This is a genomic window from Motiliproteus coralliicola, assembly GCF_003345655.1.
GTDB classification, from domain to species: domain Bacteria; phylum Pseudomonadota; class Gammaproteobacteria; order Pseudomonadales; family Balneatricaceae; genus Motiliproteus; species Motiliproteus coralliicola.
In genome coordinates this window covers 634,984-649,108 of the sequence record NZ_QQOH01000002.1, presented here as the reverse complement: position 1 = coordinate 649,108, position 14,125 = coordinate 634,984, and the positions used below count along the sequence as shown (strand labels likewise).

At 54.8% G+C, this 14,125-nt stretch carries 15 protein-coding genes; 11 read left to right on the top strand and 4 right to left on the bottom strand.

Annotated features, from left to right (window positions below; genetic code table 11):
- Positions 1-21: 21 nt before the first annotated feature.
- Together DV711_RS09890 and DV711_RS09885 are read left to right on the top strand one after the other, a co-directional pair.
- On the top strand, positions 22-816 hold the full coding sequence (locus tag DV711_RS09890; RefSeq protein WP_207802592.1) for an outer membrane protein OmpK: 795 nt from the start codon (positions 22-24) through the stop codon (positions 814-816).
- Between the two features lie 117 nt (positions 817-933).
- Positions 934-1,548 (top strand): TetR/AcrR family transcriptional regulator, encoded by a 615-nt coding sequence (locus tag DV711_RS09885; RefSeq protein ID WP_114695496.1) that lies wholly within the window; start codon positions 934-936, stop codon positions 1,546-1,548.
- 155 nt (positions 1,549-1,703) lie between these two features.
- Here DV711_RS09885 and DV711_RS09880 read toward each other — a convergent pair whose 3' ends face one another.
- Complete coding sequence (locus DV711_RS09880) at positions 1,704-2,141, bottom strand: GlcG/HbpS family heme-binding protein (RefSeq protein WP_114695495.1); 438 nt, start codon at positions 2,139-2,141, stop codon at positions 1,704-1,706.
- A gap of 192 nt (positions 2,142-2,333) precedes the next feature.
- On the opposite strand from DV711_RS09880, the gene DV711_RS19795 reads away from it, so the two are divergent.
- The 8 genes from DV711_RS19795 (at position 2,334) to DV711_RS19475 (ending at position 9,761) form a co-directional block, all read left to right on the top strand.
- Positions 2,334-3,206, top strand: coding sequence for an HAD hydrolase-like protein (locus DV711_RS19795; protein ID WP_114695494.1), 873 nt, complete (start codon positions 2,334-2,336; stop codon positions 3,204-3,206).
- A 56-nt stretch (positions 3,207-3,262) separates the two neighbouring features.
- A complete protein-coding gene (locus tag DV711_RS09870; RefSeq protein ID WP_165840065.1) occupies positions 3,263-3,964 on the top strand; it encodes a substrate-binding periplasmic protein in 702 nt (233 codons plus the stop codon).
- Positions 3,965-4,262: 298 nt separating this feature from the next.
- Positions 4,263-5,468 (top strand): L-aspartate--glyoxylate aminotransferase BhcA, encoded by a 1,206-nt coding sequence (bhcA, locus tag DV711_RS09865; protein ID WP_114695492.1) that lies wholly within the window; start codon positions 4,263-4,265, stop codon positions 5,466-5,468.
- A gap of 19 nt (positions 5,469-5,487) precedes the next feature.
- Positions 5,488-6,462 (top strand): beta-hydroxyaspartate dehydratase BhcB, encoded by a 975-nt coding sequence (gene bhcB / locus DV711_RS09860; RefSeq protein WP_114695491.1) that lies wholly within the window; start codon positions 5,488-5,490, stop codon positions 6,460-6,462.
- A gap of 61 nt (positions 6,463-6,523) precedes the next feature.
- Complete coding sequence (bhcC, locus tag DV711_RS09855) at positions 6,524-7,693, top strand: 3-hydroxy-D-aspartate aldolase BhcC (protein ID WP_114695490.1); 1,170 nt, start codon at positions 6,524-6,526, stop codon at positions 7,691-7,693.
- A gap of 86 nt (positions 7,694-7,779) precedes the next feature.
- The gene (gene bhcD, locus DV711_RS09850) at positions 7,780-8,799 is read left to right on the top strand and encodes an iminosuccinate reductase BhcD (protein WP_207802591.1); all 1,020 of its coding nucleotides are present in this window, start codon (positions 7,780-7,782) and stop codon (positions 8,797-8,799) included.
- A gap of 118 nt (positions 8,800-8,917) precedes the next feature.
- Positions 8,918-9,556, top strand: a complete 639-nt coding sequence (locus DV711_RS09845) for a helix-turn-helix domain-containing protein (RefSeq protein WP_114695489.1) — start codon at positions 8,918-8,920, stop codon at positions 9,554-9,556.
- Positions 9,557-9,593: 37 nt separating this feature from the next.
- Positions 9,594-9,761 (top strand): hypothetical protein, encoded by a 168-nt coding sequence (locus DV711_RS19475; protein ID WP_165840064.1) that lies wholly within the window; start codon positions 9,594-9,596, stop codon positions 9,759-9,761.
- A gap of 770 nt (positions 9,762-10,531) precedes the next feature.
- Here DV711_RS19475 and DV711_RS09835 read toward each other — a convergent pair.
- The 3 genes from DV711_RS09835 to DV711_RS09825 form a co-directional block, all read right to left on the bottom strand.
- Positions 10,532-11,362, bottom strand: coding sequence for an HNH endonuclease (locus DV711_RS09835; protein WP_114695487.1), 831 nt, complete (start codon positions 11,360-11,362; stop codon positions 10,532-10,534).
- A gap of 100 nt (positions 11,363-11,462) precedes the next feature.
- Positions 11,463-11,783 carry a hypothetical protein gene (locus DV711_RS09830; protein ID WP_114695486.1) on the bottom strand — a complete coding sequence of 107 codons (321 nt, stop codon included), beginning with the start codon at positions 11,781-11,783 and terminating at the stop codon, positions 11,463-11,465.
- A gap of 570 nt (positions 11,784-12,353) precedes the next feature.
- A complete protein-coding gene (locus DV711_RS09825) occupies positions 12,354-13,268 on the bottom strand; it encodes a LysR substrate-binding domain-containing protein (protein ID WP_114695485.1) in 915 nt (304 codons plus the stop codon).
- 153 nt (positions 13,269-13,421) lie between these two features.
- On the opposite strand from DV711_RS09825, the gene DV711_RS09820 reads away from it, so the two are divergent.
- A complete protein-coding gene (locus DV711_RS09820) occupies positions 13,422-14,108 on the top strand; it encodes a pirin family protein (protein ID WP_114695484.1) in 687 nt (228 codons plus the stop codon).
- Positions 14,109-14,125: the final 17 nt, after the last annotated feature.

The window sequence follows — 14,125 nt, the reverse complement described above, 5'->3', positions numbered from 1 at the left end:
ATAAACTAGGAGAAACCTACGGTGTCCAAAACGACCCTCAAGCATACCCTCGTACCGGCCCTGGGCCTGGCAGCGGCCCTGGCAACCACCGGCCTTAACGCCGCTGACTGGAGCACCACCGAGCTGCAGCTTCAGCGCGGTGACCTGGATGTACCCAGTTTTGCCGGCGGCGGCAGCGAACAAACCACCATCCTGACCCTGCAACACGCCAGCGGTTGGAAGTACGGTGACACCTTCTTTTTTGTCGACGCCTCCAAAACCAGCGACAACAGTGACCTGTACGCAGAACTGTACCCACACTTCAGCTTCGGCAAGATCAGTGGCAAAGACCTGAGCGTCGGCCCGATCCGTGATTTTGGTCTGGTCACCGGGCTTAACTTTGCTGCCGACGCCAACGTTCTCAAGTACCTGCCGGGCGTGCGCCTGTCCCTGGACCTGCCGGGGTTCGCCTTTGCCAATCTGGATGTCACGGCCTATATCGATGATAGCGACGGCGTTGCCAGCGGTGGTGCACCGGCTGAAGACGACAGTTACATGGTCGACTTCAGCTGGGCTTACCCATTCAAGATCGGTTCCACCAGTTGGAGCGTTGAAGGTCACGCCGAATATATCGGCTCACGGGATAACGAATTCGGCGACAAGGTCAGCCACCACATTCTGGCTCAGCCACAGCTACGACTCGACCTGGGTGAGCAACTGTTTGACAGAGCCGGACAGCTGTTTGTCGGTATCGAATACCAGTACTGGAACAACAAGTTGGGCGATTCGAAAACCGACGAATCGGTAGTCCAGGCCCTGCTGGTCTGGCGTCTGTAAAGGCCCCTGCCATCCAGCCCGGCCGACAGCCAGTTGTCGGCCGGGCTGATATCTTGGCCTCGTCAAATACCGGTGCTACCATGCCGCCACCGATAACTTCTCCAGGTAGCAAACAGTATGGCCAGGATTCGCGAACGCAATAATGAACTGATTATTGAGGCGGCCAGCAAGGTCTTTGCCGAATGCGGATTCGCTGCAACCAAGACCGTTGATATCGCCAAACTGGCCGGGGTGCCCAAACCCAACGTCTACTACTACTTCAAGAGCAAGGAGAACCTCTACCGCAGCGTTCTTGAAAGCATCACCCAGCCGTTGCTGCAGGCCAGCGAACCATTGCTGAACAATGACGATCCGGTGGTCGCCTTCAAGGCCTACATCCGGGCCAAGTTACAGATCTCCAAGCAACACCCGCACGCCTCCAAGGTATTCGCCAGCGAAATCATGCACGGTGCCCCGCACCTGCCCGAGGACATCAAACAGCAGCTAATGGAGCAGACCCGCACCAGCACCGCGCGTATCCAGTCCTGGATCGACCAGGGACTGATGGCCAAGGTTGACCCGCAGCACCTGCTGTTCTCACTCTGGGCCTCGACCCAAACCTATGCCGATTTTGACTGGCAGATCACCGCGGTAACGGGTCGGGACGAGCTGACCGACAGCGATTTCGAAACCGCAGCATCATTGATCGAACAGCTGGTTCTCAAGGGCTGCGAAGTACGTTCGCCGGCCTGAATCTCAGACCCTGCTTCGGGCGTCGATATAAACTCAAGGCAGGTTAATCTGGGCGTGACAGGCACGTCACACCCGGTGGGATAGGCAACAGCCCGGAGCCAGGGCCGCCTTCAGAGCGGCCGGCCACCGAACTACTTCGGGCATCAGGGTCCCGTTCAGGCAGCGCCTACGTCTGCTACCAGGCCAGCTGCTTGAACACCACTGACCGCGCACAATTCATCAATATCCGACGTATCACCACTGATACCGACAGCACCCACCACTGTGTCATCCTGATCACGGATCAGCACCCCGCCCGGCACCGGAATCAGGTTGCCGTTGGCCAGCGTATTCAACGCGGAGACAAACGCGGGGCGCTGCTTGGCATCGGAGGCCAGCGAACGGGACGACTTCCCCATGGCAACCGCTCCCCAGGCTTTGGCGATCGCGATATCGGGGCGCATCATACTGGAGCCATCCTGGCGCTGTAACGAGATCAGCCTGCCGCCCTGGTCCAGAATCGCAACGGTCAAAGGTTCGGATTTCAGTGTCTCGCTCTTTAGAAAAGCCCCTTGAGTGATAGCAATCGAGCGGTCCAAGTTTAATGAAGCCATAGTCAAAACTCCTGAAAGCAAAAGAATAATTATTAATATTGTTGAAACATCTCTAGCCGATAGAGCCTGGACGAACCACGCAGGCCCAACCCGGAACAAACAAGAATCGGCGTCCAAAATACGTAGCCGCAAGCCTCTGGTTTCAGGCTAGGGCCCCTGATCTCTGGTCGCTTTTCGGCATGTCGTTTAACGATGAATTACGAAACAAACACGCTGGATCAGTACGCCGCCCAATGGTGGAAAAAAGCTTTTTCAAGATTGAGGCGGGATTCATTGATTACTAGAATTAGCACTTTCTTGACTAGCGGGTCAAGTTATGATTACAATTTTTTACGACTTTGTATACAACACGAGCGCTCGACTTTGGCTACTGAAAAAAGAACACAACTGTTTTTCGACCTCGATGGCACCCTGGTCGACTCACAGCCAGGTATTGAGTTATCGATCAGGCACACCCTCGATCAACTAGGGGTGGAACAGCCTTGCGAGCAACGGTTACGCGATTGCTTTGGTCCCCCATTGAGGATCAGCTTCGCGTCACTGCTAGATACCCAACACCAACCGGTTATCGAGCAAGCCGTCACCCTGTTTCGCCAGCATTACCTGCAACAGGGCATCCACCACTACCGCATCTATCCGGGCATTAGCGCACTGCTGCAACAACTGGCCGACTCCTGTGATCAATCTCTGGCCGTACTCACCGCCAAGCCGCAAGCACAGGCCGAATGGATACTCACCGACGCAGGGCTTGCCCCCTACTTCCAACAGGTCTTTGGCAGCACAGACCAAGGTGTTCGCAGCTGTAAAAGCCGCCATCTTGGACACCTGATAGCGCAGCAGCAGCTAACCCCCTCACACTGCTGGATGATTGGTGATCGAGCCTGTGATATCGAAGCAGCCAAGGCGAACGCCACCCGATCGGTAGCGGTTAGCTGGGGTTATGCCAGTGACCAGGAGTTGGGTAACAGTGATTACTGCCACCTGATAGACAGCCCTGGTCAACTTCTAGCGATCATAGAGGCGGGGCGGCCCAGCCCTCCCCTAGGCAGATGCGACCAACGCTAGCGTTCCCAACGCCTACCCGAATTACACGATTACGCCTGGCTTTCGTCTGCGGGCTCTTGCTCGCCGGCCAGCTCAACCTCTCAACCCTGCGCGCCGAAACGATCAGGGTCGGGTTTTACAACGCGCCTCCGCTGATGATTCAAGCCAAACACCAAGGCATCTATCACGATCTGTTGCAAAAGATCGCCCAAATAACCGGAGACACCTTCAAGATCGAGTACTACTCGACCGCCAGACTGCAAAGGCAATTTGAAGAGGGCAAGATCGACCTGGAACCCGGCGTGAATCCCCAATGGCGGCAGGCGTCACTCCACCCCGGAATCTACAGTATTCCATTTGCAGCCTTGGAACAGGTCGTACTGTTCCGCCCCGGTACCGCATTTAGCATTCTCGGACCAAACAGTCTGAAAGGCCGGTCGGTCGGCACCATACGCGGTTATACCTATCCCGGCTTCACGACCAGCCTCAGGCAGGGGGAGATTGAGCGCATTGATGTAACCGATGAGCCCCAGTTACTGCGCCTGCTCGACAGCGGTCGAATAAACCAGGTTTTTGTCGACCGCGTCGTACAACGCTACTGGGCTCAACAGCATCCCAGATTTTATCGATACCCGACCAGCCGCACGCTCAATCGAGTCGACGTTATGCTCCGCCTGCGTCCTTCTCTGACCCACGCCCTCCCCCGCATCAACCAAGCCATCAGCCTGCTGCAAAGCCAAGGCGTCATCAGCCAACTGTTTGCCCACTACCTCCGCTGATCTCCCCCTCCTGCGCCGAAACACCATCAATCCGACACCTTTTCACAGCATCGTACACAATAATTTCGCTCAAAAATCGTGCAAACAAGCCAATAACAAGCAGCAAACAGTTGATTATCAATATGTTTCTACTGAGACAGGCGATAATTTATTTTTACTTGACCCCAAGGTCAGGTTATGAATAAACTCACCTATAGATTTTTGTACACAATATAAACGCAAAAGAAGTACAAAGACTTGTCAGACTTTCACCGAGGAACGTCAACCTGTCACTTCTTCACTAACGGAGTAGCATCCCATGTCGAATCAAAATCCGGTCTTTATTCCTGGCCCGACCAACATCCCCGATCGCTTACTCAATGCGATGCATATGCAAACCCGCGACCACCGCGCCCCGGATTTTGTAGAGACCTTCGCGCCGGTTCTCAACGACTGTAAACGCGTCTTCGGCACCGAAACCGGCCAGGTCATCACGTTCCCGTCTAGCGGCACTGGCGGTTGGGAAGCGGCGGTAACCAACACCCTTTCACCGGGCGACAAGGTTCTGATTGCCCGCTACGGCATGTTCTCCCATCGCTGGATCGACCTGTGTCAGCGCCACGGCCTGGATGTACAGGTCATCGAATGCCCTTGGGGAGACGGTGCGCCAGCGGACCAGTTTGAAACGGCGCTCAAGGCCGACACCGAGCAACAGATCAAAGCCGTCCTGGTTACCCACAACGAAACCGCAACCGGTGTTCGCAGTGATATCGGTGCCGTTCGTAAAGCCATGGATAATGCCGGCCACCCGGCGATGCTATTTGTCGATTGCGTCAGCTCGCTGGCCTCGATGCCGTTCGACATGGATGGCTGGGGAGTCGACATCGCCGTATCCGGCTCACAAAAAGGCTTCATGCTGGCAACCGGGATGGCGATTCTGGGCGTTAGCCAGAAGGCCCTGGCAGCCATGGAAACGGCCACCCTGCCGCGGACCTTCTTTGACTTCCGCGACATGATGGCGGCTAACGCCAATGGCGGATTCCCCTACACCCCGCCACTGCAGCTGATCTACGGCTTGAAAGAGAGCCTGTCGATGCTGTTCGAGGAAGGCCTGGACAATGTTTACGCCCGTCACCACCGCCTGGCTGAAGGCGTTCGCCAGGCTGTCGCCGCCTGGGGTTTGCGCCTGTGCGCCAACTCGCCGGAACTGGCCTCCGATACCGTTAGCGCGATCTACGTTCCTGAAGGGTTCGACAGCAATGAACTGACCGATCACGCCTTCAATAAATACGGCGTCTCCTACGGCATCGGTCTGGGCGAGATGAACGGTAAAGCCTTCCGTATCGGCCACCTGGGTGATCTGACTGACGTTATGGTGCTGTCGGGTCTGGCTACCATCGAGATGGCGATGGCCGATCTCAACTATCCGATTGAACTGGGTAGCGGTGTACGGGCAGCGCAGGAGTTCTTCCGCCGGACCGCCGCCGGTCAAGCCATCGACACCCCCGCTCAATCAGCCGCTTAATCAGGCCAGGATCGCAATCATGAACGAGTCAGATAACAACTTGAATATACCGACCTACGACGATGTCCTGGCGGCCCATGAACGGATAAAACCCTACATCCACCAAACGCCGGTACTGACCTCGCGTTTTCTTAACGAACTGACCGGAGCCGAGCTGTTCTTTAAATGCGAAAACTTTCAAAAGGCCGGTGCCTTCAAAGTACGCGGGGCCTGTAATGCAGTCTTCGGGTTGGATGAAAAGACCGCCCAGATTGGGGTTGCCACCCACTCCTCCGGTAACCACGCACTCTCGTTGTCCTACGCAGCAGGCCAACGAGGCATTCCCGTCACGGTGGTAATGCCTCGCACCGCGCCGCAGGCCAAGAAAGACGCGGTAATAGGCTACGGAGGCAGCATCGTCGAATGCGAGCCCTCAACCAGCTCACGCGAAGCCACCTTTGCCGAAGTGGTGGCCGAGTCCGGGGCCGAGTTCGTTCACCCTTACAACGACCCACGGGTTATCGCCGGCCAAGGCACCTGCTCCAAGGAGCTGGTCAGCCAGGTCGATAACCTGGATGCGGTCGTGGCACCGATCGGTGGTGGTGGGATGATCTCCGGCACCTGCCTGACGCTGTCCAATATCGCGCCACAAATCAAGATCTACGCCGCGGAACCCCTCAACGCCGACGATGCGGCCCGCTCGTTCAAGGCCGGCCACATCATCGCCGACGACGCACCCGACACCGTTGCCGATGGCCTCAAGGTTCCCCTTAAGGATCTGACCTGGCACTTCGTCAGCAACCACGTCACCGACATTCTGACCGCCACCGAGGAGGAAATTGTCGATGCCATGAAGCTGATCTGGAAGCGGATGAAGATTGTCATGGAGCCCAGCAGCGCGGTTCCTCTAGCGACCATCCTGAAAAACCCCGAGCTGTTCAAAGGCAAGCGAGTCGGGATCATCATCACCGGCGGCAATGTCGACCTGGATGCTCTGCCCTGGATGAACAACTGAATCGACCGCGTGGTTTTACCCCCTGACCCACGTGCTGAATAACCCTGTTTGGAGAATAACAATGAACGCGAAAACCGATCTGGAAAACCAAAATCTAGAGGTTGGTTACGACATTCCCGCGGCGATCGGCATGGATGAAGCCGATATTCAAACCCCTTGTCTGGTGCTCGACCTGGATGCGCTGGAGCGCAACATCAAGAAGATGGGCGATTACGCCAAGGCTCACGGCATGCGCCACCGAGTTCACGGCAAGATGCATAAATCAGTCGATGTCGCCAAGTTGCAAGAGCGCCTCGGCGGTTCAATCGGCGTCTGCTGCCAGAAAGTTTCCGAAGCCGAGGTATTTGTTCGCGGCGGAATCAAAGATGTGCTGGTATCGAACCAGGTACGCGACCCACTGAAACTCGAGCGCCTGGCCAAACTCCCCAAGCTGGGCTCCCGGATTATCGTCTGCGTTGACGAACTCGCCAATGTCGCCGAGCTGTCAGCTGCCGCCCAGCAACAGGGTACCGAACTTGAGTGTTTTGTCGAAATTGACTGCGGCGCCGGCCGTTGCGGCGTCAACAGCACCGCCGATGTGGTGACGATTGCCCAGGCGATCGACGCCGCCGCCAACCTCAAATTCACCGGTATCCAGGCCTACCAGGGCGCCATGCAGCACTTGGACAGCTATGAAGAGCGCCAGGCCAAACTGGATATCGCCATCGCCATGGTTAAAGAGGCGGCCGATGCCCTGACCGAGGTCGGCCTTAAGCCGGAACTGGTATCCGGCGGCGGCACCGGTTCCTACTACTTTGAAAGTAACTCAGGGGTCTACAACGAACTTCAGTGCGGATCCTACGCCTTTATGGACGCCGATTACGGTCGCATCCTGGACAAGGACGGCAAGCGTATCGACCAAGGCGAATGGGAAAACGCCTTGTTCATCCTGACCACCGTCATGAGTCACACCAAGACCGATAAAGCGATCTGCGATGCCGGCTTGAAGGCCCAGTCGGTCGATAGCGGCCTGCCGTTCATCTTCGGCCGTGACGACGTCGAGTACATCAAATGCTCCGACGAACACGGTGTTATCTCCGATCCTCAGGGGGCTTTGAAGATCAACGATAAGCTCAAGCTGGTACCCGGGCACTGCGACCCGACCTGCAACGTTCACGACTGGTATGTCGGTGTGCGCAACGGCAAAGTCGAGTCTTTGTGGCCCGTCTCCGCACGCGGAAAAGCGTTCTAAGCCCAGCGTCTTTCTGTTTCTCCCCCCAGCCCTCGCCGGCCTTAATCGGTCGCTTGGGCTGGCCTTCTTATTAAGAGGAGCTCTTAATGGGTACCCATATGACACCCACCCTAAGCAACGGCATCGCTGCCAAGCAAGGTATCGCCATCGTCTCAGAAGCCGTCTGCGAAGCCGTCGTTGGCCGCGCTGACGCCTTTAGCGCCATCGAAAATGTCTTTGCCGCCATGGCCAGTGGCGATGCCTACAACTTCCCGGTGGTACGTGAAGCGATTGGTCATGCCAATGCACTGTACGGGTTCAAATCCGGCTTCGACCGGGCCGGTATGGCACTGGGGCTGAAGTCTGGAGGCTACTGGCCTGATAACACCAGCCGCGGACTAACCAACCATCAATCGACCGTCATGCTGTTCGACCCGGATACCGGCCAGGCCAAGGCCATCGTCGGCGGCAACTACCTGACCGCAGTACGCACGGCGGCCTCATCAGCCGTATCGATTGCCCACCTGGCACGCCCTGATGCCAAGGTACTGGGAATGGTAGGCGCCGGCCACCAGTCAACGTTCCAATTACGAGCCGCCGTTGAACAGCGGCAATTTGAGCGCGTTATCGCCTGGAACCCTCACCCGGAGTACCTACCCAAGCTGGAAGCGGTTTGTAATGAGCTAGGACTCCCATTTGAAGCGGTAGATCGCCAACAACTGGGAGCCCAAGCCGATGTGATCATCACCATCACCTCGGCGTTCGAGCCCCTGCTAATGCGTGACTGGATCAAGCCCGGCACCCACATCGCCTGCATGGGCACCGACACCAAGGGCAAACAGGAAGTCGACCCTGAACTACTGGCCGCCGCCACCGTCTTCACCGACGAAGTTGCCCAGTCGATCAGCATCGGAGAAGCCCAGCATGCCGTGGCCGAAAGCAAGCTCACAGCGGAACAGATCACGCCGATAGGGCAAGTAATCAACGCGGCTCATCCCGGTCGTACATCGGATGACGAGATCACCCTGTTCGATGGTACCGGCGTCGGTCTGCAGGACTTAGCGGTCGCCTCGACAGCGGCAAAGCTTGCTATCGAAAAAGATCAGGCCAGCTGGATTCAGCTATAACCCAGCCCTCGGCACAGCCCTGCGCTCTTTCACCGAGCAACGGGCTGTGTATTTCCTCCATCAACACACCGCAACCGACAGCCCTCATTTGATCATTCACTAAATCCGCGGGGATGCTATGAACGCGCACAGTTTAGAAGCCACATCCAACCTGGTCGCCACCCATCAGCGAAAGCATCCTGATTACCTGGCGACCATCGAGAGTGAGCGGCTGGGCCCACAAATAAAGCGCATCAGACAAGTAAAAAACCTCACCCTCAAAGCGCTAAGCCAGAAAAGCGGCCTTTCGGAGTCGACGCTTTCCAAAATTGAAAACAACCGCCTGTCCCCAAGCTTCCAGCTATTACAGACCTTGCTACAAGCGTTGGAAGTCACTTGGTCGCAGCTCACATCCTCGTTGAAGCCCGACTTACAGTTGAGCCGACGGTCCTTAACAAGAAAAGCCGAAGGGCCGCTTCATCAAACCCCATCGTACGCACATCGCCTACTGGCACATGAGATCAAACAGAAGAAATTGTTACCCTTCACCAGCACCATCCACGCCCGCTCAATCGATTCCTTCAAAGACTGGGTCAGGCACGATGGTGAAGAGTTCTTACTGGTTCTCAGCGGTGCCGTCGAATTGCATTGTGAGCACTATGAACCGGTCAGACTGGAGGCTGGAGACAGCAGTTATTTCGATAGCTCCATGGGACACGCGCTGGTCAGCGTTAGTGAAGATGACGCCGAAGTTCTCTGGGTGGCTTCATTAAACTAATCCATGGGGCCAACACTGCATATATTGTATTGGTCAGGTGAAACTGGCCACGTCGCTGTTCGATGATGTCGTCGTGCTGGATTTCTGCGACCGTACACTACCCGCACCACGGCCGGCGTCCACCCTGGAGTTGCTGGCCGGAGCCTGTACCCCTGAGCAACACAACCAACAGTGGTCGGGGCGGCTTAAGGATTTGGCCCAATAACCACCATACTGGTTAGTGAGGCTTAATAGATTGATAGAAGGCCATAGTCACTTGCTATGTGCTGAAACATCTTTCATTGAGGTTTATGGATCCTGTCGAATAAAATCTCTAAGCAGCCAATAGCTGATAGCGAATTTTATTAATATTACTGCAACAAACTCGATAGGGTTTTCTTCATTTGTTATATATCTTGACGAATGACTAGGCCCAATCCCTAAGGTCTCTCCTGTGGCAAGTGATGTTAATGCCACTACCAACATAAAGACTCCAATAATTAATGAAACAGTATTCTTAGGCATTGCTACTAAGGCACATAACGTTAATGTAAGCTAGCTTCGGAGTGCCCGAGCAGGGAACAAAAGAATGTGATTTTGGCAATCCGTTCAACACTCTTGCTATAAGCTTTATTACACATCATTTTATAATCCCCATAAAATTCAGGATCGTTGCTAATAGCGTAATTAGGATTAAGAATCCAAGACCTAGAATTTCACGACTACTTAAAGATCTGTTGATGAAGTTTTCAATAACCGGCGTGAATGGCCAAAACAAAATCGAAGCTGCGAGCTGCTTTCGCTTCCCAGAAGCGTCATCTGTCAGGCAAAGGATAATCCCAATTAAATACACTGCTAGTAATACAACTATCGTGCCTGTGTAGATTACTTTCACTTCCATATGATTATGGCTTGTAACGCCACCGTAACGGGTCGAAGCTGCGTAGCAGCGAAGATCCTAGCCCTTCGAAGCAGGGCTGAACGTTGACGGCTTTGTTACAAGGCATTTTTCTCTGCCTCTACTGCGATTTTTTTAAGTTCATTATTAAAGATGACAGCATCTTTAGCGAAATGTGCACGCCTATGGCAGTTGGGGCACAGTGCTACTACGTTTTCGGGATGATCAGGCCCGCCATCAGCAAGACGATGCACATGATGGCACTCAAGGAACGGACCGCTGTTAGTTTGAAACGGAGCGCCGGAACCACAGCCCTCACAGAGGCCTTTCGAGCGTGCTACTACATATAACTTTAAAGCTTGGGAGCGGTAGTAGGCGGTTTCGCGCTTTGCTTTTGAACTTGCGCCTATTGGGCTACTGGTCAGCGCAGCCCGTCTCAGTTCTTTTAGGCTTTTATTTTTTAGGCCTTTAACGTTCTTTGAACCGTAGCTGGCCGAAGGCTCTGAAACCTGGTTGGCTGTATCAACCGAGTTTATATCTAGATGAAATACAAAAACGTTTCTGTCATTACCTTCTCTATCGGGACGAGTTTCTTCGTGGTAGCCCAAGCACTCCGCGGTGCCTATGTATCGGACAAATGCTTTCTTCGTATATTCAAATACATGAATCGTTTTTTTATTTTTGGAATGTTCAAGAATGGCCTTGTTTCCAGAAGCCATTTTCATGTCGCCGACTTGGCCTTCGCCGGTATACCAAAAAATACCGTCCTCACGGTATTCGTCTTTGTATCCGTGTTGCTCACCTGCATCAGACGTAAAGACAAAAACAACTGGGAAATTCTTTGGTGTTGAAATTCCACCTTGAGCCTGGCCACCGTAAGGGCCATGTATCTCTGTCTTTCGTTTGTATTCCTTACCTATTTCAAACACGGGACATCCTTATTCCTTGTAACGCCAATGTAAACGGGCACCGAAGCCCCAGCATAGGGAACAAAAAGCACAGCTTTTTGTGCTCCGTTTGACACTCTTGTTAGTTGTAACCTTTGGCACGCTCAAAGCCAACCTGTTGAATAATTAAGTCTACTTGAGGGCCATACGTTTGCACCCACTCAACACGCCTAGCTCCTTGGAGTGTCTCATCTCTATATGGAATGTTCTCAGCCTCAAATGCAGCTTTTAATAGTTCAAAGTGCTGTTGGTCGAAAACTATAGTGCTTTCAAAAACATTGCTTCTTAATTGTTGTCCGTACCTAGCCTTTCGGATTAGCCCAAGAACTGCAGCTTTGTCGTTTTGCATGAAATTAACCATGCCGTCTTTACCAATCTCATATGGAATGGATAATTCAGACATACCATCCAACACAAATTGGTGCTCTTGGAGATTTGATATTTTGAACCCTCCACCTCTCAAGCCAGGAGGTAGCCCCTGTTCATTTCTAGTACACGAAATGACTAAAACAGAAATCAATATGAGTAGAATTATTCGATGCATAGGAGACAACTAACAGTTTGGTTATGAAGACGGTGTCCTCATAATAATTATTAGCGGGACCTCCATCTATCACGCCGCCAGCTTTGCTCTTAGTATCGCAACTACTCGTTTAACAAATGCTTTTTATCTAGGGTTACAATTGACCGGTGACAAAGCTGGACGCCAGTCCATGCTTCTGACTCTTGGAAATATTGGCTCGTCGAAACTAGAGCCTCAGGGTGGATCGCGCCCATGTCATCCGTCTCCATTGTTGCAGTCCTTTGCCGAATAGTTGAGCGTTCGGCGCGACGGTGAGCGGTCGATTGGCTTACCGATACTTGAGTCAGTCTTTCATAATCTCCCATCAAAGAAAACACCCCTATTCCGAGAAAGGGTTTATCCCATTGGCCTAGGAATCTGACTCAGTAACCCCCAGGCAGTTTTTCCAGCTCAGCTCAGCAGCAGGCCCTGCTGCAGATCGACCCGGGCTGCTTTGAGCTGTTTGATAAACCAGTGCAGGCCCTTGCCTTTGTTGCTCTTACGCCAGGCGAGATACATGGTTTGCGGAGAGCGTGGTTGCTCCAGCTCCAACACTTTGAGCCTGCCCTGCTGCAACGGCTGCTGAATCCGGTGTCGTGGCAGGTAGCCCACCCCCATGCCCAGACACTGGGCTTCGATCTTATCGGCGATCGACGGCAGGACCACCCGGGAGCGACCGTCCAGCAGCCCGGTGGATTTCACCGGTAGCGAACGGGAGCTGTCGGCCACCACCAGGGTGGGATAGGCCTGCACGGTCGCCAGCGACAGCGGTTGCGGCATGGAGGCCAGGGGATGATCGCTGGCCACCACGAAGTCGAACGCGACCTGTCCCAAGGCCTGGGTTGCGAACCCCTGGCCCGGCGGCTCCTCCTCGACGCCGATCACCAGATCGCAGCGCTCCGAATCCAGCGCATCCCAGCTGCCGGCCAGCACCTCCTCCATCAACCGGACTTCGGTGCGTGGTTGCAAGCGTTGAAACGCTTCAACCAATGGGTAGATCGCCTCGCAACCGAACACGCTATCCACCGCGATGCGCAACTCTACCTCCCAGCCCCCGGCGGCCTGCTTGGCCAGTGCGGTCAGCTCCTCGGTGGCCAGCAGAATCCGACGCCCCTGCTCCAGCACCAGGCGTCCCACCGGGGTCAGCTCCGCCTTACGTCGTCGACGATCGAACAGCTCCAGTTCGAGGTCCTCCTCCAGCTTGCTGATGGTGTAAGAGAGCGCCGAAGGGACCCGATGCAGTTCATCGGCAGCAGCGGCAAAGCTGCCCCGTCGATCGATCGCGTCCAGGGCTCGCAAGGCGTCCAGCGTAATCGGTGAATACATAATTCAAATTATTTGATCCTTTAGATCAAAACTCTCCGTTATTTTTTCCTGCTTCCTTTATTTATAGTTTTTCTATCGATCAAGCAAACTGAATAACGAATTAATGGCGGCCTGCTTATCGAAGCTGATACCGCCGACAGGGAGATAAACCCGATGCTGACTCTACGACCCTCACTCGAACGCGGCCACGCCAACCACGGCTGGTTGGACTCGCGCCACAGCTTTTCCTTTGCCGAGTACTACGACCCTGCGCATATGGGGGTCTCAAGCCTGCGGGTGATCAACGAGGACTGGATCGATCCCGGCGCCGGTTTCGAACCCCACCCGCACCGGGATATGGAGATCATCACTTATGTGATGCAGGGCCAGATCGAGCACCGCGATACCATGGGCTCCCACAGTGTGCTGCGGGCCGGCGAGGTCCAGGCGATGAGTGCCGGCAGCGGGATTCTGCACAGCGAGTTCAACCCGTCTGACACCAAGCAGTTGCACCTGCTGCAGATCTGGATTCAGCCGAACCAGCGCGGCGTCACGCCACGCTACGACCAGAAAGATTTTTCCGACAGCCAGGGCATCACCCTGCTGGTCTCCCCCGATGGCCGTGACGGCTCGCTGCCGATCCACCAGCAGGCCAGCCTTTACCAGATCAAACTGGATAACGAGACGGCGCAGTTCAACGCCGAGCCGGATCGTACCTATTACCTGCAGCTCGCGCGGGGCACGCTGGCAGTCAACAATGTGCCGATGGAAGCCGGGGACGGCGCCACCCTCAGCGGCGAAACACAGCTCAGCCTGACAGCAGACCAGCAGGCCGAGGCCTTGCTGTTCGAGCTGCCGTAAATTCGGTTAGACCACTC